At 74.7% G+C, this 20,635-nt stretch carries 20 protein-coding genes and 1 pseudogene; 14 read left to right on the top strand and 7 right to left on the bottom strand.

The genetic code is table 11. The features are described from left to right. Positions 1-53 precede the first annotated feature (53 nt). A complete protein-coding gene (locus tag ACFYNX_RS12110) occupies positions 54-1,076 on the bottom strand; it encodes an NAD-dependent epimerase/dehydratase family protein (RefSeq protein ID WP_388660536.1) in 1,023 nt (340 codons plus the stop codon). Between the two features lie 125 nt (positions 1,077-1,201). After that, positions 1,202-1,639: an ATP-binding protein gene (locus tag ACFYNX_RS12105; RefSeq protein WP_388660533.1), complete on the bottom strand. Its 438-nt coding sequence runs from the start codon at positions 1,637-1,639 to the stop codon at positions 1,202-1,204. 377 nt (positions 1,640-2,016) lie between these two features. Between ACFYNX_RS12105 and ACFYNX_RS12100 the strand changes: the two genes are divergently transcribed. Then, the gene (locus ACFYNX_RS12100; protein ID WP_388660530.1) at positions 2,017-2,427 is read left to right on the top strand and encodes an ATP-binding protein; all 411 of its coding nucleotides are present in this window, start codon (positions 2,017-2,019) and stop codon (positions 2,425-2,427) included. Here the strand turns inward: ACFYNX_RS12100 and ACFYNX_RS12095 are convergent. Further along, positions 2,405-3,367, bottom strand: coding sequence for a SigB/SigF/SigG family RNA polymerase sigma factor (locus ACFYNX_RS12095; RefSeq protein ID WP_388660528.1), 963 nt, complete (start codon positions 3,365-3,367; stop codon positions 2,405-2,407). The genes ACFYNX_RS12100 and ACFYNX_RS12095 overlap by 23 nt on opposite strands. Positions 3,368-3,637: 270 nt before the next feature. Between ACFYNX_RS12095 and ACFYNX_RS12090 the strand changes: the two genes are divergently transcribed. The 3 genes from ACFYNX_RS12090 (at position 3,638) to proP (ending at position 6,412) form a co-directional block, all read left to right on the top strand. Next, positions 3,638-3,976 (top strand): hypothetical protein, encoded by a 339-nt coding sequence (locus ACFYNX_RS12090; protein ID WP_388660526.1) that lies wholly within the window; start codon positions 3,638-3,640, stop codon positions 3,974-3,976. A gap of 83 nt (positions 3,977-4,059) precedes the next feature. Further along, positions 4,060-4,620: a type 1 glutamine amidotransferase domain-containing protein gene (locus tag ACFYNX_RS12085; protein ID WP_388660523.1), complete on the top strand. Its 561-nt coding sequence runs from the start codon at positions 4,060-4,062 to the stop codon at positions 4,618-4,620. 325 nt (positions 4,621-4,945) lie between these two features. After that, positions 4,946-6,412, top strand: coding sequence for a glycine betaine/L-proline transporter ProP (gene proP, locus ACFYNX_RS12080; RefSeq protein ID WP_365547768.1), 1,467 nt, complete (start codon positions 4,946-4,948; stop codon positions 6,410-6,412). Between the two features lie 146 nt (positions 6,413-6,558). On the opposite strand, the gene ACFYNX_RS12075 is transcribed toward proP, so the two are convergent. Next, a complete protein-coding gene (locus ACFYNX_RS12075; protein WP_388660520.1) occupies positions 6,559-6,924 on the bottom strand; it encodes a hypothetical protein in 366 nt (121 codons plus the stop codon). Between the two features lie 44 nt (positions 6,925-6,968). Between ACFYNX_RS12075 and ACFYNX_RS12070 the strand changes: the two genes are divergently transcribed. From ACFYNX_RS12070 to ACFYNX_RS12060, 3 genes are all read left to right on the top strand, one after another. Next, positions 6,969-8,174 carry a cupin domain-containing protein gene (locus ACFYNX_RS12070; protein WP_388660517.1) on the top strand — a complete coding sequence of 402 codons (1,206 nt, stop codon included), beginning with the start codon at positions 6,969-6,971 and terminating at the stop codon, positions 8,172-8,174. Between the two features lie 10 nt (positions 8,175-8,184). After that, on the top strand, positions 8,185-9,081 hold the full coding sequence (locus ACFYNX_RS12065) for a sucrase ferredoxin (RefSeq protein ID WP_388660514.1): 897 nt from the start codon (positions 8,185-8,187) through the stop codon (positions 9,079-9,081). A 155-nt stretch (positions 9,082-9,236) separates the two neighbouring features. Then, positions 9,237-9,806 carry an EF-hand domain-containing protein gene (locus ACFYNX_RS12060; protein ID WP_388660512.1) on the top strand — a complete coding sequence of 190 codons (570 nt, stop codon included), beginning with the start codon at positions 9,237-9,239 and terminating at the stop codon, positions 9,804-9,806. A gap of 98 nt (positions 9,807-9,904) precedes the next feature. Here ACFYNX_RS12060 and ACFYNX_RS12055 read toward each other — a convergent pair whose 3' ends face one another. Continuing rightward, positions 9,905-10,657: a nucleotidyltransferase family protein gene (locus tag ACFYNX_RS12055; RefSeq protein WP_388660509.1), complete on the bottom strand. Its 753-nt coding sequence runs from the start codon at positions 10,655-10,657 to the stop codon at positions 9,905-9,907. A gap of 179 nt (positions 10,658-10,836) precedes the next feature. Between ACFYNX_RS12055 and ACFYNX_RS12050 the strand changes: the two genes are divergently transcribed. The 4 genes from ACFYNX_RS12050 to ACFYNX_RS12035 all read left to right on the top strand — a co-directional run bounded on the left by ACFYNX_RS12050 (position 10,837) and on the right by ACFYNX_RS12035 (position 12,719). Beyond that, a complete protein-coding gene (locus tag ACFYNX_RS12050; RefSeq protein ID WP_388660506.1) occupies positions 10,837-11,046 on the top strand; it encodes a hypothetical protein in 210 nt (69 codons plus the stop codon). 120 nt (positions 11,047-11,166) lie between these two features. Further along, positions 11,167-11,595 carry a DUF6480 family protein gene (locus ACFYNX_RS12045; RefSeq protein ID WP_388660504.1) on the top strand — a complete coding sequence of 143 codons (429 nt, stop codon included), beginning with the start codon at positions 11,167-11,169 and terminating at the stop codon, positions 11,593-11,595. A 100-nt stretch (positions 11,596-11,695) separates the two neighbouring features. Next, complete coding sequence (locus ACFYNX_RS12040; protein ID WP_388660501.1) at positions 11,696-12,226, top strand: DUF5709 domain-containing protein; 531 nt, start codon at positions 11,696-11,698, stop codon at positions 12,224-12,226. Between the two features lie 214 nt (positions 12,227-12,440). Beyond that, complete coding sequence (locus ACFYNX_RS12035) at positions 12,441-12,719, top strand: hypothetical protein (protein WP_388660498.1); 279 nt, start codon at positions 12,441-12,443, stop codon at positions 12,717-12,719. Positions 12,720-12,895: 176 nt separating this feature from the next. Here the strand turns inward: ACFYNX_RS12035 and ACFYNX_RS12030 are convergent, their stop codons facing one another. After that, positions 12,896-13,705, bottom strand: a complete 810-nt coding sequence (locus tag ACFYNX_RS12030) for an SDR family oxidoreductase (protein WP_365547792.1) — start codon at positions 13,703-13,705, stop codon at positions 12,896-12,898. Positions 13,706-13,943: 238 nt separating this feature from the next. Here ACFYNX_RS12030 and ACFYNX_RS12025 point away from each other — a divergent pair, with 238 nt between their 5' ends. Beyond that, positions 13,944-14,144, top strand: a complete 201-nt coding sequence (locus ACFYNX_RS12025) for a hypothetical protein (protein WP_388660495.1) — start codon at positions 13,944-13,946, stop codon at positions 14,142-14,144. A gap of 288 nt (positions 14,145-14,432) precedes the next feature. Here the strand turns inward: ACFYNX_RS12025 and ACFYNX_RS12020 are convergent. After that, positions 14,433-14,540, bottom strand: a pseudogene (locus ACFYNX_RS12020) (DUF6766 family protein); the annotation flags it as partial. 151 nt (positions 14,541-14,691) lie between these two features. Here ACFYNX_RS12020 and ACFYNX_RS12015 point away from each other — a divergent pair. Both ACFYNX_RS12015 and ACFYNX_RS12010 read left to right on the top strand, forming a co-directional pair. Beyond that, positions 14,692-15,549 (top strand): DUF4132 domain-containing protein, encoded by an 858-nt coding sequence (locus ACFYNX_RS12015; protein ID WP_365547798.1) that lies wholly within the window; start codon positions 14,692-14,694, stop codon positions 15,547-15,549. After that, the gene (locus ACFYNX_RS12010; protein WP_388660492.1) at positions 15,546-20,480 is read left to right on the top strand and encodes a DNA-binding protein; all 4,935 of its coding nucleotides are present in this window, start codon (positions 15,546-15,548) and stop codon (positions 20,478-20,480) included. Before ACFYNX_RS12015 ends, ACFYNX_RS12010 begins: the two co-directional genes overlap by 4 nt. The last annotated feature ends 155 nt before the right edge of the window (positions 20,481-20,635 follow it).

The raw sequence follows: 20,635 nt of genomic DNA, 5'->3' as shown, positions 1-20,635 counted from the left end.
ACCGGCCCGCCTCCGCGGACGGCCCCGTGAAGGGGCCGTCCGCACGCGCGTCCTCAGGCTTCCGCCGGTGCCGCGTCGGCGACCAGGGGCGGGGTGCGGAGCCCGGCCCCCCGGCCGAGGCCCACGAGGAACTCGCCGATGGCCTCCTCGGACGTCCACGACGGCGTCCAGTCCAGCTCCTCGCGGGCCCGGGAGGAGTCCAGCAGGGGCAGCCGGAGCACCGCGTCGAACAGGCCCGGCGCGGCGGGCACGAGGCGCAGCCGCCACGCGGCGGCGAGCGCGGTACGGACCGCTCCCGCCGGCACCGGGACGGCGCGGGCCTTCAGGAGGCGGGCGATCACGTCGGTGTCGAGCACCGGATCGGCCGCCAGGTTGAACGGCCCCCGGACCTGCCGCACCACGGCCGCCCGGTAGGCCTGGGCGGCGTCGTCGGTGTGCAGGGCCTGGAAGCGCAGCCCCTTGACGGAGGGCACCACGGGCAGCACGCCCGGCCGTACGGCACGCCACGGCAGGAGGGGGCCCGCGAAGATGCGGCGCTGCTCGCTCGCCGCCCCCTCCTTGAACAGGAACGCCGGCCTCATCCGCACGACCCGCAGGTCCGGATGGGCGAGCTCGAAGCCGTCCAGATAGCGCTCCAGGTAGGCCTTCTCCCGGGTGTAGGCCGCGCCGGGCCAGCCGTGAGTGGACCACGACTCGTCGACGGGGCGCCCGTCGGACGGCCCGGGGGAGTAGGCGCCGACCGAGGAGGCGTGCACCAGACAGGGGACCCCCGCCCGGACGCACGCCTGGAAGACCCTGATACTGCCCAGGACGTTGGTGCGCCAGGTCTCGACCGGGTCGTGCGTGGGCTGGAACTTCCAGGCGAGGTGGACGACCGCGTCGGCCCCCGCGAACAGCCCGGCCAGGTCGGCGCCGCCGGGATCCACGTCCGCCGCCGCCCAGCGGGCCCCGCCGATCCGGAGATCGGGGACGCGGCGGGCGACACCGAGCACGTCCGTGACCGTGCGGTCCCGGTCGAGGGCACGGACCACGCTGGTCCCGACGTTTCCGGTGGCTCCTGTGACGACGACCCTCATGGTGCTTGTCCAATCGCGGGGGACGGGTGGAGGCGGCGGGGACCTGCGCACCGCCGACCCGGCCGGAGGACCGGCCACCCCCTGCGAGTGACCGCGCGGCGCACCCCGTAAACGCCGGGCGCCGGTCACTCCTCCGACGGCGGACGGTCGGGAGACCCGGGCACGGGCGGCACCTCCACCTCGAACCAGACGGCCTTGCCGCCGTCCCTCGGGACGCAGCCCCAGGCGGCCGAAAGGCGTTCCAGGAGGTAGAGACCGTGCCCGGAGGAGCGGCTGGGGCGGTGCGGGCCGTGGGGCCGGGGCCGTACCGGACTCGTGTCGCTGACCTGGACCCACAACCGGCCCCGGGTGCGGTCGAGCCGCAGTTCGTACGGGGCGCCTCCGTGGACGCAGGCGTTGGTGACGACCTCGGAGACGAGGAGCAGGGCATCCGCGGCGGCGACCCGACCCGGCGCGCCGGCGGCCCCGAACCATTCGCTCAGGGCCCGCTGGGTCAGGTCCCGGCACGCGCCCACGACTCCGGGGACCTCCGCCAGTTCGTAGCGACGGGTGCCGGCGGCCACGGGTTGTACGTGCTGTGCGCGGCGACCGTTCATACGCATGCGGGTTCCCAGGCCGCCCGGCCCGAACCGTGTCCGTTGCGGGTCCTTCCCGGCGGCCGTGACGGCGCTTTCGTCCGGAGGAGCGGCCGCCGCGTTTGCCCCCAACCCCCTTTCGTAATCCCGCATGTCCCAGGAATGTGACCACCGTTCCCGGAAAGAGGTAAAAGGAGTAAATGGTGTGAGAGGACCGGTGAAAACGATGAAGCTCGTGGAATCCGTGAAGCCTGTGAAACCCGTGGCGTCCGCGCGGAAAGGGCGGAAAGAGGGGCCGGGGGATGAGAATCCCGGTTTCCGACAGGGCCATGGCTGACGGCGAGAGCGGGGGAGGTGGCGTTCAGGTGCGGAGGTTGATGGTGCGCGGGGCGCGGCAGGTGGTGTCGCGTTGCCGGGACTTCACGGCGGAGGCGTTGGCGGACTGGGGGTGGCTTCCGGCGCGGAGCGAGGCGGGGGAGGAGCGGGTGGAGGACGTGCTGCTGTTGGTGTCGGAGGTGGTGACCAATGCCTGTCTGCACGCCGGGGGCCCCGAGGAGTTCGTCCTGCGGAACGGGCGGGAAGGGCTGCGGGTGGAGGTCGCCGACGCCAGTTCCGAGCCGCCCCGCGTGCGGGGACCCCGCTCGCCCGCGCTGCCGGGCGGACACGGTCTGATGGTCCTGGACAAGCTGGCGGGGGCCTGGGGATATGAGGTCAGGGGGCCGGGGACGGCGGGGAAGGTGGTCTGGCTGGAGATCAGCCGGCCGCCTCGTCCGTAGCGCCGTTCGCGGGTGCGTCCGTGGGCTCGTCCGAGGGGACGCTGTCGTCGTCGAGGCCTTCCCTGAGTTCACCGAGAATGCGGGTGAGCAGCCGCGAGACGTGCATCTGGGAGAGGCCGATGCGCCGGCCGATCTCGGCCTGGGTGAGTTCTTCGCCGAAGCGGAGTTCGAGGATGTGCCGGTCGCGTTCGTCGAGCCGGTCGAGCAGCGGCCGCAGCGCGGCGAGGGATTCGATCAGCTCGTAGGCCGGTTCGGTGGTCGCCAGGTGGCGGGGCTTCGCGCCGGAGGCGTTGCCGTCGTCGCCGACCGGGGTGTCGAGGGAGCGGGTGGCGTAGCCGTGGGCGGCGAGTTGTCCTTCGGCGATTTCTTCCTCGGTGAGGTGGAGGTGGTGGGCGAGTTCGGTGCGGGTGGGGCGGCGGCCGAGGTGTTGTTCGAGGTGGTCGGCGGTTTTGGCGAGGTCGATGCGTAGTTCCTGGAGGCGGCGGGGGACGCGGACGGCCCAGCTCGTGTCGCGGAAGAAGCGTTTCATCTCGCCGACGATGGTGGGCAGGGCGAAGGCGGAGAAGTCGACGGCGCGGTCGGGGTCGAAGCGGTTGATGGCTTTGATCAGTCCGATGGTGCCGACCTGGATGATGTCTTCGGTGGGTTCGGCGCGGTTGCGGAAGCGGCGGGCGGCGAACTTGACGAGGCTGAGCTCGACCAGGGTGTTGCGGACGTAGGCGTGTTCGGGGGTGCCTTCGTCGAGTGAGGTCAGGCGGGTGAGGAGGGCGGCGGAGAGCTGCTGGGCGTCGTCGGTGGAGACGGTGGTGGGCCGGGGCGGCACGGGCAGTCCGTCCAGCGCCGCCCGGCGCATCGAAGCCCCCGGATTCCCGGCGACCTCCCGATCGGGAGCCGGATCGGCTGCCGGAGGGCGGACGGAGCGGTTTCGGACGGTGGACATGAGGCTCCTTCGACGGTGGCGATGGGCCTGCGCCGCTGCCGTGCAGAGGTGGCGGAGGGGGTCCGTCTGTCGAGCTCCTTGTGAATCTGTCGAACTTCCTTCAAAGAGGATGCCCGTTTCGGGTGGTTTGACACGATTCTTGGGGTAGTCGCGGACGGATGACGCCGACGACGGGGACGGCGGGGGTGGTGCGGACGCGTCGGTCGCGCGACCACCCGACCGCCCGACCCCACGGCCTCGCGGTGGAGGCGTCGCCCGGAGGAGGTGCCCGTGATGGGAGAAGTCCGGCTCTCGGAACGCGAGCGGCGTGTCCTCGCGGAGATGGAGGAGCTGCTGGACCGGGACGCGCCCCTGGCCCGGCGGCTGCGCACGATGCGAACGCGTTCCCGCCTGCTTCCCTCCCTCTCCTCCCCGGCGGCCGGCGTGCGCCGCCGCCTGCCGGCCCTCGGCATGGCCCTCCTCGCCGTCGCGGCCCTCGTTCTGCTCGTCCTCGCCGTGGCCACCGGGGCTCCGGCGCTCCTCCGGGCCTTCGCGGCCGTCTGGATCCTCACCCTCCTGACGGTCCTCGGCGTCTTCGTCCACCGGGCGCGGCGCAGAGCGCGTGGATGATGCGCGCTATGCGAGGTTTGAGGCGAGTGGCCGGGGGTGAGGCGCAGAGGACGAGGGGACCCCACACCAGAGAGGAACGCACAGTGTCGCTCGACGGAAAGAACGTTCTCGTCCTCACGACGAACTACGGCACGGAGCAGGACGAGCTGGAGAAGCCGGTGGCCGTCCTCCGCGAGGCGGGAGCCCGCGTCACGGTCGCCGCGCAGAAGGACGAGGGCGTCCAGACCCTCGTCTCGGACAAGGACCCGGGCTCCGTGGTCCAGCCGGACACGACGCTCGCCGAGGCCACCGCGGACGGATTCGACGCCGTGGTCGTCCCGGGCGGGACCGTGAACGCCGACCAGCTCCGCACGGACGACGACGCCCGCCGTCTCGTCTCCGCCTTCGCGGAGTCGGGCAGGCCGGTGGCCGCCATCTGCCACGGCCCGTGGCTCCTCGTGGACAGCGGGCTGGCCAAGGGACGCCGGCTGACCTCGTACCCGTCCCTGAGCCCCGACCTCGAGAACGCGGGCGCCACCTGGGTGGACGAGGAGGTCGTCGTCGACACCTCCGGAAAGCACCCCCTGATCACCTCCCGCAACCCGGGCGACCTCGACGCCTTCTCGTCGGCGATCGTCCGCAGCCTGGGCGGCGACACGGCCTAGCGCCCGCTCCGCGCTCTGCGGCGCCGCCCCCGCAGACGTACACACCCGGGCGCAGGAGCCGCCGCCCGCCCCGTGAACCGTGCCGGCCCCCCGACGACGACCGTCGGGGGGCCGGCCGCGCCCTGTCCGGCCGGACCGTCCGGGTGCGGATCACGGCCCCGGGGGAGCGGTTTCGACATGCGCCCGGTGATCGACACGACGCACGATGACCGGGGTGGTTCATCGCGCACCAAGAGGAAAGAGGCACCGGCACGTGGCCCACGCGACATCAGACGACCCGATCGGTCCCCGGAACCGCAAGCGCGTACCGGCGACGATCGCGAACATGCCCGGCCACGTCCGCGAGGAGCTCGCGCGACGGCTGCGCCGCACCAAGGGCGCCTACCGCGAGCAGGACGTCCAGGTGGTCGAGAAGCCCCTCCTCAAACGCGCGGTCGGGGCCTCGGCGCTCGGGAACTGCATGGAGTGGTTCGACTTCGGCGTCTACAGCTACCTCGCCGCGACCATCGGCAAGGTCTTCTTCCCGGGCGCCTCGCCGGGCGCCCAGCTCATCTCGTCCTTCGCGACCTTCGCCGCCGCGTTCGTGGTGCGCCCGCTCGGCGGCCTCGTCTTCGGCCCCCTCGGCGACCGCGTCGGCCGGCAGAAGGTCCTCGCCACCACCATGATCATGATGGCCGCGGGCACCTTCGCGATCGGCCTGATCCCCAGCTACGCCACGATCGGCATCGCCGCCCCCGTGCTGCTGCTGGTCGCCCGAATGGTCCAGGGCTTCTCCACCGGCGGCGAATACGGCGGCGCCACCACCTTCGTGGCCGAATACTCGCCGGACCGCCGGCGGGGCTTCCTCTCCAGTTGGCTCGACTTCGGCACCTTCGTCGGCTACGCCCTGGGCTCCGCGCTCGTCACCGTGCTGACCGCGGCGCTCTCGGACGAACAGATGCTGGCCTGGGGCTGGCGCCTTCCGTTCCTGATCGCGGGACCCCTGGGCGTCATCGGCCTCTACATGCGACTGAAGCTGGAGGAGTCCCCGGCCTTCCAGCAGCAGTTGGACGAACACGAGAAGAGCCTCGCGCAGGAGTCCGTCGGCAGCGAGTTCAAGGCCATCGTGCGCGACCACTGGCGGCCCCTCCTCGTGTGCATGGGGCTCGTCCTGCTCTACAACGTCACCAACTACATGGTCACCGGCTACCTGCCCACCTACCAGACGGAGACCCTGGGCCGGTCCAGCACGTCGGCCGACGTCCTGGTGCTCGTCGGCATGGTGTGGATCGTCCTCCTCATCACCTTCCTGGGCCGCCTCAGCGACCGCGTCGGCCGGCGCCCCCTGTACGCGGTCGGCGCGGTGGCGATGATCGTCCTCGCGATCCCGGCCTTCCTGCTCATCAAGGCGGAGGGGACCTGGCCCCCGATCCTCGGCGTGCTGATCCTGGCCACCCTGCTCGCCTCCTTCGCCGCGCCGAGCGCGGCGACCCTGCCCGCCCTCTTCCCGACGGCCGTGCGCTACGCCGCGATGGGCATCGGCTTCAACTTCGCCGTGGCGGCCTTCGGCGGCACCACCCCGCTCGTGACCGAGGCGCTGGTGAACGCCACCGGCAACGACATGATCCCCGCGTACTACCTCATGGTGGCCGGCGCGATCGGCCTGGCGACCGTCAGGTTCCTGCCGGAGAGCGCCCGGCTGCCCCTGCGCGGCTCCCGGCCGATGGTCGGTTCGCAGGAGGAGCGGAAGGAACTCATGGACACGTCCAGGGACTTCATCCGGTACGAGAAACAGGGCTCCCCGGCGTCCTGACCCCGCCCGCCCACGGCACCGGGCGGCCCGTCCGTGACCTTCCGGCCCCCGCTCCGCTCCGGTTGCCGCTCCGAGCTGCGTGAGTGAGCTTGTAAGGGGTACTGGGAGGTTCCGAACGGGACCACCGATCCCCGGTCGTCCGATCCTCAGGAGGAAACATGGCTTACCCCGAGCAGGACCCGAACCAGCAGGAAGGCCCCGCGGACGGCGGCGCGGCCGGTACGCCCGGCGTCCATGACGGTGGTGCCGATGGCGGTGCCGAGGGTCCGGCGGACGGTGGCGCGGCGGGTACGCCCGGCGTGCACGACGGTGGTGCCGATGGCGGTGCCGAGGGTCCGGCGGACGGTGGCGCGGCGGGTACGCCCGGCGTGCACGACGGTGGTGCCGATGGCGGTGCCGAGGGTCCGGCGGACGGTGGCGCGGCGGGTACGCCCGGCGTCCATGACGGTGGTGCCGACGGCGGTGCCGAGGGTCCGGCGGACGGTGGCGCGGCGGGTACGCCCGGCGTGCACGACGGAGGCGCCGACGGCGCGGCCGACGAGAGCGGCCGCGGCGTTTGAGCACGACCTCCACGACGCTTCGGGACACCGCCGCCGACACCGGCCGCGGTGTCCTAGAAGCGCGTCTGACGAGCCTCGGCCGCGAGGAGTTCGCCCGCGACGTCTGGGGGCGCACCCCGCTCCTCACCCGCGGGGCCGATGACTTCTCCGACCTGTTCTCGGCGTCCGCCGTGGACGAGCTGATCTCCCGGCGCGGGCTGCGCACGCCGTTCCTCCGCGTCGCCAAGAACGGCTCCACCCTCCCCGAATCGTCGTTCACCTCCTCCGGAGGGGTCGGCGCGACGGTCGCGGACCAGCTCGACGACACCGCGCTGTGGCGGAGCTTCGCCGACGGCGCCACCCTGGTCCTGCAGGCGCTGCAGCGCACCTGGGAGCCGGTCGCGGACCTCGCGTCGCGGCTCGGCACCGAACTGGGCCACCCGGTGCAGGCCAACGCGTACGTCACCCCGCCGCAGAACCGCGGGTTCGACGCCCACTACGACGTGCACGACGTCTTCGTCCTGCAGATCGCCGGCACCAAGCGCTGGATCGTCCACGAGCCCGTCCACCCGGACCCGTTGCGCGACCAGCCCTGGACCGACCACCGCGCCGCCGTCGCCGAGACCGCCCAGGGCGAGGCACACCTCGACACCGTGCTCGCACCCGGCGACGTCCTCTACCTGCCGCGCGGCTGGCTGCACGCCGCCGAGGCGCAGGGCGCGGTGTCGATCCACCTGACGCTCGGCGTCCACACCTGGACGCGGCACGCCCTCGCCGAACAGCTCACCCGGGCCGCCCTCGCGCTGCTGCGCGACGACCCCGAGATGCGCGGCTCCCTCCCCCTGGGGATGGAGGGCCCGGAGGACGAACTCGCCCTCGTACGCCGGCGTCTCGTCGACGCCCTCGCCGAGGCCGACCCCGAGCCCCTGTTCCACCGCGCCCGCCGCGCCCAGGGGCGCCCCGGCCCGCTGGGGCCGCTGGCGCAGCTCGCGGCCGTCGACGGGCTCTCCGCCGGAACGCCGGTGCGCCTGCGCGAGGCGCTGGAGGCACGGCTCGACGGCGGGCGGCTCTCCACCCGCGTCGGCTGGCTCGACCTGCCGGAGGCGGACCTCCCCCCGGTGCGCCGGATCCTCGACGGGGAGGCCCGTCACGCCGGCGACCTCGGCCTCCCCCTCGTCGAGCGACTCCTGCGCGCGGGCGTCCTCGTGCCCGCCGGGCCGTGAAGCGGGCGGAATGACGGCTCCGGCACGCTTCTTCTGCGCCGAGGCCGCCCGGTCGCGCGGCGACGCGCTCGCGGGCACGGCCCCGTACGGCTCGGTCTGGATCCTCGTCGAGCACCGGGCCGGCTGGCCGGTCAACGGCTTCGACGGCCTCGACCTCGAACCGGAGGTCAAGGCGCGGGTGTACGCCGCCGCCCAGGCGCTGCGCGCCCGCATCCTGCTCATCAGGCGCCACGGACGCCGCAGGCAGGACGACCCGCCGCGCTGGGCCGTCCTGCGGTACGACGGGGACGGCGCCCACCGCCAGAAGTGGGGCGTCTGGCGGAACGACAGGGACCTGGCGGAGATCGTCGACGCCCTGGACTCGCCCGGAGAACGGGACCACCCGCCCGTCGTCCTCGTCTGCGCCCACGGCACGCACGACGCCTGCTGCGCCGTCCGCGGCCGCCCGGTGGGACGCGCGCTGAGCGACCGCTGGCCGGAGCTGGTGTGGGAGTGCACGCACGTGGGGGGCGACCGGTTCGCCGCCAACGTCCTCGTCGCGCCCGACGGCGTCTACTACGGCAACCTCGACGCCGCCTCGGCGGTGACCGTGGTCGAAGGACACCTGGCGGACCGCATCCGCGCGGACCACCTGCGCGGGTACACCGACCTCGTCCCGTCCCAGCAGGCCGCCCTGTCCGCCGTGCTCCGGCACGCGGGCCCGTCGGGGCGGCACGACTACGCGATCGGGGAGACGGTCCGCGAGGGCGACCGGTGGCGGATCCGCGTCACCGGCCGCCTCGCCGGCCTCTCGGCCTTCGAGGCCGAGGTCCACGCCCACCGCTCTCCGCCCCTCCGCCTGACCTGCCGCGGCCCGTCCGCCGCCTCGGCGGTGTCCTACGAGGTCGTGTCGCTCCACGTCGGCTGACCGGGCGCCCGGGCCGTCCACGACGGACCGGACGGGAAAGTCCGGATCCGGGCGGCCGCAGGGCGTTTCCCTTTCGGGCCGCCCGTCGTTGCCCGAGCGGCAGGGTGCGTCCCCGCACCCCGTTCCCGGCACGTACCTACCTGCGAGGAGTGGTGATGACCGGCCAGGACTTCCTGACGGCGAAGATCGAGCGAGGATTCGACCAGCTCGACGTGAACGGCACCGGTGTCCTCACCGAGGACGACCACGTGGAGATGGGCCGCCGGGTGGCGGCCTCCCTCGGCCACCCCGACGACTCCCCGGAGACCGGCCGGATCGTCGACGCCTACACGGCGATCTGGCGGGAGGTACACCTGCCGTTCCTCCCGGCCGGCAGCCAGGGGATCCCCAGGGAGCGGTTCGTCGCCTCCACCCGTGCGCTCGCCGGGGACCCGGAGGCCGCGCGGGCCGCCCTCGGCCGGATCGCCGAAACCTACCTGCGGATCGCCGACATCGACCAGGACGGCCGGATCAGCCCGGCCGAGTTCCTCGCCTTCCAGCGCGGGCACTTCCCCGAGCTGACCGAGCAGAGCGCGGCCGAGGCGTTCGGCCGCCTCGACACCGACGGCGACGGTGCGCTGTCACCCGCCGAGTTCACCGACGCGATCGTCGAGTTCTGGACCAGCTCGGACCCCGACGCCGCCGGCAACTGGTGGATGGGGCGCCCCGTCGCTCCCCACGCCTGACCCGACCGCACCACGGCGTCCCGGCCGCCGCCGACGCCGTCGGCCGCTTCCGGCGTCCGGCCCCCGGACGCCGGTCCGGGCCCCGGCGATGCGATGACCTACGGGTGACCGGGCTCGGCGGGGCCGTGGGTCGGCAGGACGTGGAGCAGTTCCAGCAGGTAGAGGAAGGCCTCGGCCATCGGGGCGCCCTCGGTCTCCTGGCGCACGCGCGCCCAGTCGACCCGTTCGCGCAGTCCCCGTGCCACCGGCAGCAGGGTGCCGAAGTCGCAGTGGTGCTCCGAGAAGGCCATCAGCCGGGAGACCAGGAGGTCGGTCGGCGCCAGCACCGGCATGTGGACCGAGTCCACGGGGAGCGTCTGGGCCCGTTCCAGGAGCTCGGTCGTGACCGGCTTCCCCGCCAGCGAGAAGATCAGGTCGATCTCCTCGCCGCCGGAACGCGCCTTGACCAGCCAGTCCTCGGGCGGCTCGACGATGCGGATGCCGTTCTCCCGCAGCGCGTTCGTGACGGCGTCGGCGTCCTCCCGCCGTACGGCGAAGTCCGTGTCGTGCTGGAGCCGGACCGGGATGCCGTGCGCGTAGGCGGCGACACCGCCGACCAGGGCGAACGGGCACCCCAGTGCCTTCAGCACCGCTCCGACCTGCTTCGTCGTCTCCAGGATCGCCTGGGTGTGATCGGGGGGCAGCGCGGTCATGTCGCCCTCGCGGGCTCCCCGGCCTCCGGGCTCCTCCCGCGGGGCCCTCCGGGGCTCGGGAGAGCCGGTGCCCGCGTGCACGTGGTCGTGGCCGGCGGACGCGGGGTACGCCTCTCCGTTCGCCGGCCGGCGCGCGGCCGGGTCTTCCGTGAGGTTCATCGCCTGCTCCTGTCCTCGCCACTGATCGCGATGGCCCCTCCCAAAGGGGTGGAACGGCGTCTACCCCGACCGGGCCCGGTCATCCGTCTCCGGCGACCGGCCGCCACCGGGGACAATTCGCCGTCCGTGACCTGTCTGTCCTGCTCCGTACCGGGTAGTCGCCGGAACGAGAGAACATCATGGCGACGATCTTGAGGAGGCCCGCCGTGCGGAGCGCGGAGCAGCGGACGGAAAGCGAACGGAACCGGCTCACGGACGAGGAGTTCGACGCCCTGATGCGGGAGGCGTCGGCCGAGGCGCGACGCCGGTCGCTCGGCGATCCGCCCGGGGCGGAGTCCGACTTCGCCCTGCGCACCCAGCACGCCGAGTTCGGAGCCGCGGCCCACTGACCCGCGGGCCGGACACCGGCCGCCGCGCGGTCGGCCCGCCGCACACCGGATAGGGCCGACGCGGACGGGTAGTCGCGTACCGGCCGTGCGACATCCGGATTCCGGAGGGAGATGGACGCCATGACCGGACCGAGCAACCCCGACCCGGACCCCCGGGACACACCCGGCATCGACGTCGGAGGCGCCACGGGGACACCGCGCCCCGGCACGCCAGGCCCCGGCGCACCCGGCTTCGGTGCCGGGGGAGGAGCCGGTACGCCCGGCAGCGGTGCGCCCGCCACCGGCACACCCGGCTTCGGCCCCGGGAACGCAGCCGGTACGCCGGGCCTCGGAGCCGAAGGCAGGACCGGCGCACCGGGACCCGGCGCCGAAGGCGGGATCGCGCCCGGCGAGACGCCACCGGCCGAGTCCGGGACGGGAACGGGGACCGGACCCTACCGGCCGCTCAAGCGCGGATGGGCCACCGGCCCGCTCCTTGCCCTGTGGGCCGTCGTGATCGTGTTCGCGCTGTTCTTCCTCGTGTACGCGATCATCCTGGCCACCGACTGAAAGCGGGCGTCCGCCGCTTCCCGGGCCACCCCGGACCGAGCCGCCCCCGCCCGCGCGGGCGGCTCCTGAACCACGACTTCCCCTGCGAAAGGAAACCCCCATGGACCGCAACGAGCCCGACACGGACGAGGCCCGTGGTGACGACGTCTACCAGCCCACCCACTCCGACGTGGACAACCGTCCCACCGACGAGCTCGATCCGGACAACGCGATCGTGACGGACCCGCTGGAGGACATGTCCAGCCCCGGCTACTCGCCCCCCGAGCGCCCGCGCGGGGTGACCCGGTACGGCACCACCCAGCGGGAGCAGCGCGAGGGCGAGTCGCTCGACGACCGGCTCGCCCAGGAGATCCCCGACGAGCAGCCGCCGGAGGGCGACAGCATCGGCGACCTCCCGGGCGGCGCGGGCGAACCCGTCGACGAGCAGGCCGGCATCACCCGGGCGGGCCGCCTCGCTCCGGTCGACACCCCGAGGGAGACGGGCAACCGCACGGTCGCCCGGGACGTCGGCCCGGACGACTGGGCCGCGCCGGCCGAGGAGGCCGCGATGCACGTGGACACCGGGGCGGACGCCACGGTGGACGAATCCGAGGCGTTCGGGCGGCGCGAGGAGCCCGGGACGGAGCGCTGACCGCCTCCGGACCCCGTCCGTTCCGACCGACCCCCTGGGACACCATGAACCTCGACTTCCTGGAACCGCTCCTGGAACGCCCCGGCCCCTGGGCCTCCGTCCACGTCGAGACCGGCCGGTCCACCGAGGACGCGGCGTAGATCCAGCTCCCGGCGAACACTGCGAGACGACCGTCGACACCGGTCGCGGACCGGCCGCCGAGGGAATCCCGGCCGTGGCCGCCGCCGCCCGGGAGCACCAGGTCGCCACCCTCCTCCTCGGCCGGGACGCCCCCGACGCGAGCCGCCCCGTGTGGGTCGGCCCGGGGCCCGACGAGGTCGCCGCGGGCCGTGCCGAGGCCAGGGGGTGGGGGTTCGGCCGGCCGGAGGAGGCGCGCGCCGACGACGCGCTGCTGCGCGCCTGCGTCGCCGCGGGCGCCGAGGTGCCCGTGTTGCCGGAGGGGATGGCGGGCCCGGCGGGCGGCCTGGGAGCCGTCCTGCGCTGGAGCGACTGACACCGGTCCGCGGTCGCCTCGCCGTCGCCGTCGCCGTCGTCGTCGTCGCCGGAGCGACCGACCGTTCCGCTCCCGTACGCCGTCGCGGAACGTCCGTGCCCCCGCCGTCCACGGCGGGGGCACGGACACGTCCACGGCCTACGACTCCGGCGCCGCCGTGCGGGCGGGAGTGGCGGTCAGGGCTTGCGCCAGTCGTCGGACGTCAGGTGCGAGCCGGCCATCGGGCCCATGCGGAGCATCCCGCCGTCCACCGCCCAGGACGCCCCCGTCACGTACGACGCGTCGGGGCTCGCCAGGAAGGCGACGACGGCGGCGACCTCACGCGCGTCCCCCGGTCGCCCGAGGGGAACGCCCGGCCGGGACGTGCTCCGGACGTCCTCGTCCTCCTGGCCGGTCATCGGGGTGGCGATCTCGCCGGGCGCGACGGAGTTGACCGTGATGCCGTACTCGCCCAGCTCCAGGGCCATGACCCGGGTGAGCAGCCCGAGACCGCCCTTGGCCGCGCAGTACGGCCCGGCGCCCACCCGGGGCTGGTGCTCGTGCACCGAGGTGATCTGCACGATGCGGCCCCCGCGCCCCCGGTCGATCATCCGGCGGGCGGCGCGCTGGGCGCACAGGAACGGCCCCGTCAGGTCGACGTCGAGCACCTCCCTGACCTTCTCCAGGCTCAGGTCGAGGAAGGACTCGGCCGTACCGGTGCCGGCGTTGTTGACCAGGACGTCGACCCCGCCCAGCTCCTCCGCGAGCCGGTCGACCACGTCGGCCGCCCCCGGCAGCTCCGTCAGGTCCAGACGGGCGACGGCCGCCCGCCTCCCGTGGGCGCGGACCTCCTCCGCCGTGGCCCGCGCGCCCGCCTCGTCGGTGTGCCACGTGACGCCCACGTCGAGACCCGCCTCCGCGAGCCGTACCGCGACGGCGCGCCCGATCCCCGAGTCCGAACCGGTGACGATCGCCGTACGCGGGTCGAAGCCCTGGATGTCGGCCATGGCTCCGCCTCCTCTCGTGCTCCTGGTGCTTCTCGTCCGTGCTGCCCCCGCCGCTACCCCCGTCGCGACCGGTCATGCTCCGTCACCGTCGGTGACGGCCCCCTCCGTCGACGGGGAGCGGCACGGAAACGGACGACGAAGGGAGTCGGGGCATGGGGCCCGCCGGACCGGGGAGACGCGTCAGGAGAAGGGCACCGGTACGGAAGGACACCCGGTCCACCCGACGTGAGGAGACGCCATGAGCGGTTCGCAGAGCCCTGAACGGCGCAGGAGCGGAAAGGGCGTGGCGACCCCGCAGGACCTCGCCGAACTCAAGGCCCGCCAGGCCCACCGGCCCGACGAGCGGGGCCGGGGCACGGCCCACGGTACGGACGAGGGGGAGAAGGGCGGCGCCGAGGGCGGCGGAACCCCTCCCGGCCGGCGCCCCGACGAGCCCTGACCCCCGCGGAACGGCCCCGCCGCCGGCCGTGGGACGAAGGACCACGCGCCCCGGCGCACCACCGGCACCCCGACGGTTCGCACCGCCGGGGTGCCGGCACGAGTGGACCCCGCCCGACCGGGCAGGGGCCGGGTGCCGCTGTCCGGGCCCTTCCCCTCCTGCCCGGGCAGCGGTCCGGGCTTCCGGGCACCCCGCCGTCGCCGCCCGCCCGTCACCCCTCCGCCCCGCCGGTCGCTCCTTCCGCCCCGCCCGTCACCCCTCCACGCCCGTGGCGTCGTGCATGGCGCCGACGGGCTTCGACTCCGGTGAGCCGCGCTGGAGCAGATGGACCGTGCCGAAGATGTACAGGAAGAACTGGAGGAACTCCGACCGCCAGTTCTCGGTGACGTCGACGGCCTGCGCGGCGAGCCGCGGCTTCTGCGACCGGGGCCCGAACACCCGTTGTCAGTGGCCCTGGTTAGTCTCCCCTCATACCGCAGCTCAGGGGCTTTCGACCCCCTTGTTCGGGCTGCGCGGATCCGGACGACAGACGGAGGGGACACGGCCGATGGCGTGGCTGACAGCGGACGAGGGGTACGAGATCACCCTCGATGGGGGGCGCGTGGTCGCACGGCGCTCCGGGGGACGGCAGTTGAAGACCCTGCCGAAGGCACTGCGGGACCATCCGGAGGTCGACCGGCTCCGGCAACTGGCCGAATGGCTGGACCGGCACACGGCCGCGTGCGTGGCCCAGGTGGACACCTGGATGGTGTCCTCGCTCCCCGTGCCCACCGGACTGATCGCCCGCGTGTGGCCGGACGAGGCCTGGCAGTCGGCCCTCCGCGACATGGCCGTGGTGGGCGACGACCCGGACGAGGCCGGCTTCCTGCGGGACGTCACCGCCGACGGGGGGCTGAAGGTCGTCGACCTCGACGGCGAGACCGTACGGCTCTCCCCGCGCACCGTCACCCTCCCGCACCCCGTGCTCCTCCCCGACCTCGACGACGTGCGGGACTTCGCCGCCGAACTCGGCATCACCCAGCGGGTGGAGCAGATCCACCGGGCCACCTGGACCAGGCCGGCCGCCGCCCACCCCGAGACGGCGACGGAGGTACGGGACTACGCGGGCGGGAAGTTCGCCTCGCGCTTCGGCCTCGCGGCCCGTGCGACCTCGCTCGGCTACCGCGTCTCCGGCGGCTACGCCACCTGCAAGGTCCGCGACGGGGGCCGCGCCACGGAGGCGTCGGTGTGGATCGGCGAGCCGTACTGGGACGGGGAGTCGGAGACCGGCGCGCTCGGCTGGCACGACGACGACGGCCGCGCCGTGCGGCTGAACGAGGTCGGACCGGTGGCCTGGTCCGAGGGAATGCGCATGGCCGCGGCGCTGTACGCCGGCCGCACGATCGAAGAGGGTGGGGACGCGTGACCGGTACGACCGCTTCCGACAGGACCGTGGACGGAGCTCCCGGAGGAGCCCGCGACAACGCGGAACTCCTCGCGGCCGGAGCCGTGCTCCCGCCCGGCGCCCGGGACGCGGGGGCCTCGGCGGTCGACCTGACCGCCCGGACCTACCGCCACCCCGTCCTCGGCGAGGACCGGGTCGTCGTCCGCCTCGCCGCGGCCGAACTCGGCCCCGCCGAGGACCTCGCCGCCGGCTTCCTCGGCCTCGAACCCCACGGGGAACCGGCCGTCGTGGGCCTCGGCCGCCGCCAGGAACTGGGCTTCCCCGAATGGGTCCTGGTGCACCACCCCGAGGACGGCCACCACGCCCTCGCGGTCGTGCCGGAACTCGACCGCCTCGCCCGGCAGGCCAGGACCAAGCCCAAGGCCGCCCTGGACGCCTGCCTCGAACTCGCCGACCGGCTCGCCTCCGCCGTCCCGCACTTCCTGCCCGTCTTCTACGAGCAGGCCGCCCGCGTCTTCCTCGGCGTCGAGAACACCACGTACGCGGGGCAGCTCTTCGCCCGCGCCCGCACCAGCGAGGCCCAGCACGGACTCGCCGTCGACGAGGACCGGCTCGACGCCGTCTTCCTCGAATTCGCCCTGGTCGGCGCGCTGCCGGTGAAGGTCCTCACCGGGTACGGCAAGGAACTGGCCGCCCGGCTCGCGCCCACCGAGGCCTACGAGCGCTTCCGGCGCCTGTGCGTGCGGCGGACCGCCGGCGGACTCGCCCCCTCCGCCCAGGCCACCACGGAACTGCGCCGCCTGGCCCGCGCCGCCGGCCTGTCCGCCGCCGAGGCGGAACAGGACTACCTCGCCGAACTCCTCCCGCTGCCCGCCACCCTGCGGGCGGCCGAGGGCTGGTGGAAGACGCACCGGTCCACCCTCGTCGCCCTGGCCCGCCGCGTCCCGGCCGTACGGGGCGCGCTCCTGGAGATGATGCCGCCCTCCGACGACGGCGAACTCAGCGAGCTGTGGCTGGGGATCCTCACGGAGTCCGGGGCCGACGCCGGACTGACCGGCACCGACGTGCCGCCGGAGGAGCGCTGCGCCGACGGCGCGGCCGGCTGGCTGGAGCGCTTCCACACCGCCCGGCACCGGGGCTGGGGCGACCGCCGCACCCCGCCGGCCCTCCTCGACCTGGTGGAACGGGCGGTCGGGCGGCTGCGCGCCGATCTGGCGGCCCGCCCCGACGACCGGGCCTTCCTGCGGATCGGCGTCGAGGACCTCGACCTGCTCGACCTGCTGCTCGCCCTCGGCCTCCCGGTCGCCGACCCGGAGCCGAAGGACCGCGACAGGCGGGGCGCCGCCCTCAACCTGTCGGACTGGGCGCGCGGGGAGAACCCCCGCGACCTGACCGCGGTCGCCGCCGACCCGCGCTTCCGCCCCGCCTTCCGGCGCTCCGCGAACGCCTACCACGACGCCTCCTCCGGAGCGGACGTGATGCGCCGGCTCGCCGCGGCGGCCGGAGGCCGCCCGATGCTCACCGAGTGGGTGCGCGAGGTCGCCCGCGACTCGGTGGCGGCCGGACTGCCCGGAGTGCCCAAGGCGATCGCCCGCCTGTCGTGGCTGCCCGCCGAGGCCCTCGCGCTCGCCCCGGAGGAGGTGGCGGCCGCCGCCGGCGCCGACCTCGGCGAGACCCTGGCGCGCACCCTGCGCGGCGGCCTGTGGGAGGAGTTCCACTGGCCGGCGTGGGAGGAGGCCGTCGCGGACCTGATCCCCGGGCCCGGCAAGTTCGACGCACTCGCCGTCTTCGAGGCCTGGCCCCACCTGATCGTGGCCAACTCCACCCGGGTGCGGGTCATCGACGCCGACTCCACCGTCCTCACCCACGACCTGCGCGTGCCCGCCGGCCAGTCCTCCCACCGGTGCGGCTTCCACTACGTGGACGGCGCCCTCCTCGTGTTCTGGACCGGCTACGGCAACAGTCCCGTACAGGGCTACTGGCACACCGCGCCCGACCACGTGTTCACCCTCGATGCCGAGATCAACTACTGGTCCGTCCGCTCCGACCGGCCGACCCTGCCGCTGCCCGGCGGCGGCCGCACCACCGGCGGCGGGGTCCTGCACGCCGGAGACACGAAGCTGCCGAGGGAACGGGCGGTGATCTCCGACGGCACCTCCTACTGGGTGTGGGAGAACACGGGGGAGTACCAGGGAGAGGGCGCCTGGGTCGAGTACGACCCCGCCGAGGACGCCCGGGGCCGGCGCTCCCTGCCCGCCTTCCTCGCCGACGCGACCCGCGCCCACGCCCCCGGCGCCCGACTGGCCCCGCACTCCTCGTGGATGCGGCCCGCCCCCGCCGTGGACGGCTCGGCCCTCGGCGTCCCGGCCGGCGGTCTGCTCGGCTGGCGGGTCCTGCGGATCCCCGGCGACGGCTGGTGCGCCGACGACACCGCGGGCCGCACCGTCTCCCTCCCCGAGGGCTCCGACATGCCCGCCGCCGCCCTGACGTTCCCCGGCGACGACCGGCCCAGGGTCCTGACCCGCCAGTGGCGGGAACTGCTGCTCACCGACCCGGACGGCGTGGTCACGACGGTGTCCGACGGCGACCGGAACGACATCTACGGCACCGCCGCCACGCCCCTGCCGCCGCTGACCCACTTCTACGCCCTCCGCCCGCGCGACCCGCGGGGCTCGGACGTGCTGCGCGCCGCCGACGCGGAGACGGCCGGCACCCTCCTGAAGGCGGCCGTCCTGGCCGAGCGGGCCGCGGACGTCCCGGACCTCGTGGCCGCCGCGCTGCCGGGGATCACCGCGCCCGAACTGGTCGCGGGCGTGGCGAAGGCGCTGCGCTTCGCCGTGGCGCAGCAGAACGCCCTGGACGCCGTGGCCGCCCGGCTCGACCCGGCGGCCGAACCCGAGGAGACGCGCGCCGAGGGTCCCCACGACAGCCTGCTCGCCGAGGCGCTCGACGGCCTCACCGGCTCCGGCTACTACAGCCGGGGCGCGGCCTCGGACGTGACCCACCGCTTCCTGGCCGGACTGGCGGCGGCACGGGCCGACACCTCCGCCACGGCCGCGCCGGGGACGCTCCACTACGACCTGCCCTCCCTGCCGTACTCCCCGTTCTCCTTCCTCCCCTTCCTGCACGAACCGGCGGCGCTCGCCTACCGGTCCGTCGCGCCCGGCAGCGGTGCCGAGCACCGGGCCGCGCTGCTCGACGTGCTCGGCCTGGTCGACGCCCTGGGCCTCGCCTCGGCGGAGAGCGCGGCCGACCACTGGCGGCGGGTGACGCTCCACCTCGCCACCCCCCACCTGCACACCCCCGACGGCCAGGAGCGCGGCACCTCCTACCGCACCGTCTTCCCGCTCGGCGGGGGAGCGGTCCTCGGGATCACCGAGAACGACCGGGGCGTCGACGACGGACGCGAGTTCGAGGCGCTCCTCCACGACCCCGACGGCCGGTTCGAGGCACCCGCCCCGTACACCCTGCGCACCGCGACGTCGCCGGGCGACCGCACGCGCGGCGCCGACTGGCTCACCGCCTTCCTGCGGGAGGCGGAGAACCGCGCGGAGGTGCCCCTCCCCGAAGAGGCGGCCGAGGAGTTCAGCCGGCTCACCGGCGTCCCCGGGGCGCTCGCCCGGCTCGTCCTCGCCGGCATGCCGAACGTGGACGACTGGGGGAACAACTTCCTGCCGACGGAGCTGCGCACGTCCCTCGGCCTGAAGGTGGCCGAGGCCGCCCAGGCGCGCGACGAACTGCGCGGACTCTCCGTCGAGGTGCGGCGGGCCGTGGTGGCGGCCCTCCTGCCCGAGGACCCGGCGCGCCTGTGGACCGAGGGCCCCGACGCGGCGTCGGCGGCCGCGGTCTGGAACGCGCACGTGGGACGGCGCACCCGGGTCCCCGACTGGCTGATCGCGGAGGCCGACCGCGGGGTCGTCACCGGCTGGTCCGTCCAGCGGGCCCTCTCGGCGCTCCTCGGCCCCGACGCGTCGCCCGAGCTCTCCACCGACGTGGCGTGGCACATCGCGGGGGACCGGCCGGCGCCCGTCACCCCGGTCGACCACCCGTTCACCGAGTCGGTCCTGGTCGCCTCGATGGGCCTGGCGGCCTGGCTGGCCCACCGGCTCCCCGCCGGCGATCCCGCGCGGGCGGCCCTGCCCGGCGCCCTCACCGCCGTACGGCAGCGCCTGGCCTCGCCCGAACTCCTCGTCTCCGCGGGGTACTACACCGGCCTCACCGACTTCCGGAAGGTGGCGGGCACGCCGACCGAGACGGCACCGGACCACGAGCGGTACGGCGCGGTCCTCATGGCCACGCACGACGACCGGCCCCAGCCAGCCCTGCGGACCGCCCTGCTCGACTCCACCGGCTCCGACCCGTACCTGACGGTCCTGCGCGGCCCCGACCAGCAGCCGATGGGGGTCGAGACGGCCCTGCGGCGGGCGTACGACCCGGCGTTCGCACGGCTCCTCGCCGACCCGGGCGCGCCCGCCGCCGGGGAGGCGGACCGGGACGGCACCTGGTGGCCGCAGGACCCCTCGCGCTCCGTGCCCGACCTGGTCGCGGAGGTCGCCGGGACCCACGGCCTGGGGGCCGACGCGGCGACGCTGTACCTGACGCTCCTCGCCCTGCCCGACCCCACCGACCGCAACACCGCCCGGTGGACGGGGTGGAAGCCGGCCCGCCTCAGGGCGGCCCGCGCCGAACTGGCCGCCACCGACCTGGTGGTGTCGGCCGTACGGGCCCGGGCGGGACGCTCGCTGTTCCTGCCCGGCGGCTGGTCCGAGCAGAAGGGACGCGGACTGCCGGTCGAGCAGTGGAAGCTGCCGATGTACGGGCCGTTCCTGTGTGCCCTGGTGCCGGTCGAACCGGCCGCCGAACTGTTCGCCCGGGCCTGGCGGCGGACCCTCGACGGCGACGTCCCCCGCTTCGAGGAGCTGAAGGTCCGGCGCACCAGGCGCCGCCGCTGACCGACCGCCGCCGGCCCGGCCGCCGGCCGGTCGACCACCCGTCGAACACGGCGGCGCGGCACACCGCCGACCACCCGCCGCCCGCGGCGACGGCGCGGCGCACCCCGACCCGGGTGCGCCGCGCCGGACACCCGTACCCCTTTCCGGAGGAACCC

The organism is Streptomyces sp. NPDC007872 (assembly GCF_042868165.1).
GTDB lineage: Bacteria > Actinomycetota > Actinomycetes > Streptomycetales > Streptomycetaceae > Streptomyces.
The sequence above is the reverse complement of the archived record's forward strand: the minus strand, read 5'-3'. Positions and strand labels throughout refer to the sequence as shown.

Bases quoted from the DNA above. Each gene is read 5' to 3' on its own strand.
- ACFYNX_RS12110 (WP_388660536.1), bottom strand. From the start codon at position 1,076: ATGAGGGTCGTCGTCACAGGAGCCACCGGAAACGTCGGGACCAGCGTG.
- ACFYNX_RS12045 (WP_388660504.1), top strand. From the start codon at position 11,167: ATGACCGGACCGAGCAACCCCGACCCGGACCCCCGGGACACACCCGGC.
- ACFYNX_RS12055 (WP_388660509.1), bottom strand. From the start codon at position 10,657: ATGAACCTCACGGAAGACCCGGCCGCGCGCCGGCCGGCGAACGGAGAG.
- ACFYNX_RS12050 (WP_388660506.1), top strand. From the start codon at position 10,837: ATGGCGACGATCTTGAGGAGGCCCGCCGTGCGGAGCGCGGAGCAGCGG.
- ACFYNX_RS12065 (WP_388660514.1), top strand. From the start codon at position 8,185: ATGACGGCTCCGGCACGCTTCTTCTGCGCCGAGGCCGCCCGGTCGCGC.
- ACFYNX_RS12040 (WP_388660501.1), top strand. From the start codon at position 11,696: ATGGACCGCAACGAGCCCGACACGGACGAGGCCCGTGGTGACGACGTC.
- ACFYNX_RS12095 (WP_388660528.1), bottom strand. From the start codon at position 3,367: ATGTCCACCGTCCGAAACCGCTCCGTCCGCCCTCCGGCAGCCGATCCG.
- proP (WP_365547768.1), top strand. From the start codon at position 4,946: ATGCCCGGCCACGTCCGCGAGGAGCTCGCGCGACGGCTGCGCCGCACC.
- ACFYNX_RS12025 (WP_388660495.1), top strand. From the start codon at position 13,944: ATGAGCGGTTCGCAGAGCCCTGAACGGCGCAGGAGCGGAAAGGGCGTG.
- ACFYNX_RS12030 (WP_365547792.1), bottom strand. From the start codon at position 13,705: ATGGCCGACATCCAGGGCTTCGACCCGCGTACGGCGATCGTCACCGGT.
- ACFYNX_RS12060 (WP_388660512.1), top strand. From the start codon at position 9,237: ATGACCGGCCAGGACTTCCTGACGGCGAAGATCGAGCGAGGATTCGAC.
- ACFYNX_RS12015 (WP_365547798.1), top strand. From the start codon at position 14,692: ATGGCGTGGCTGACAGCGGACGAGGGGTACGAGATCACCCTCGATGGG.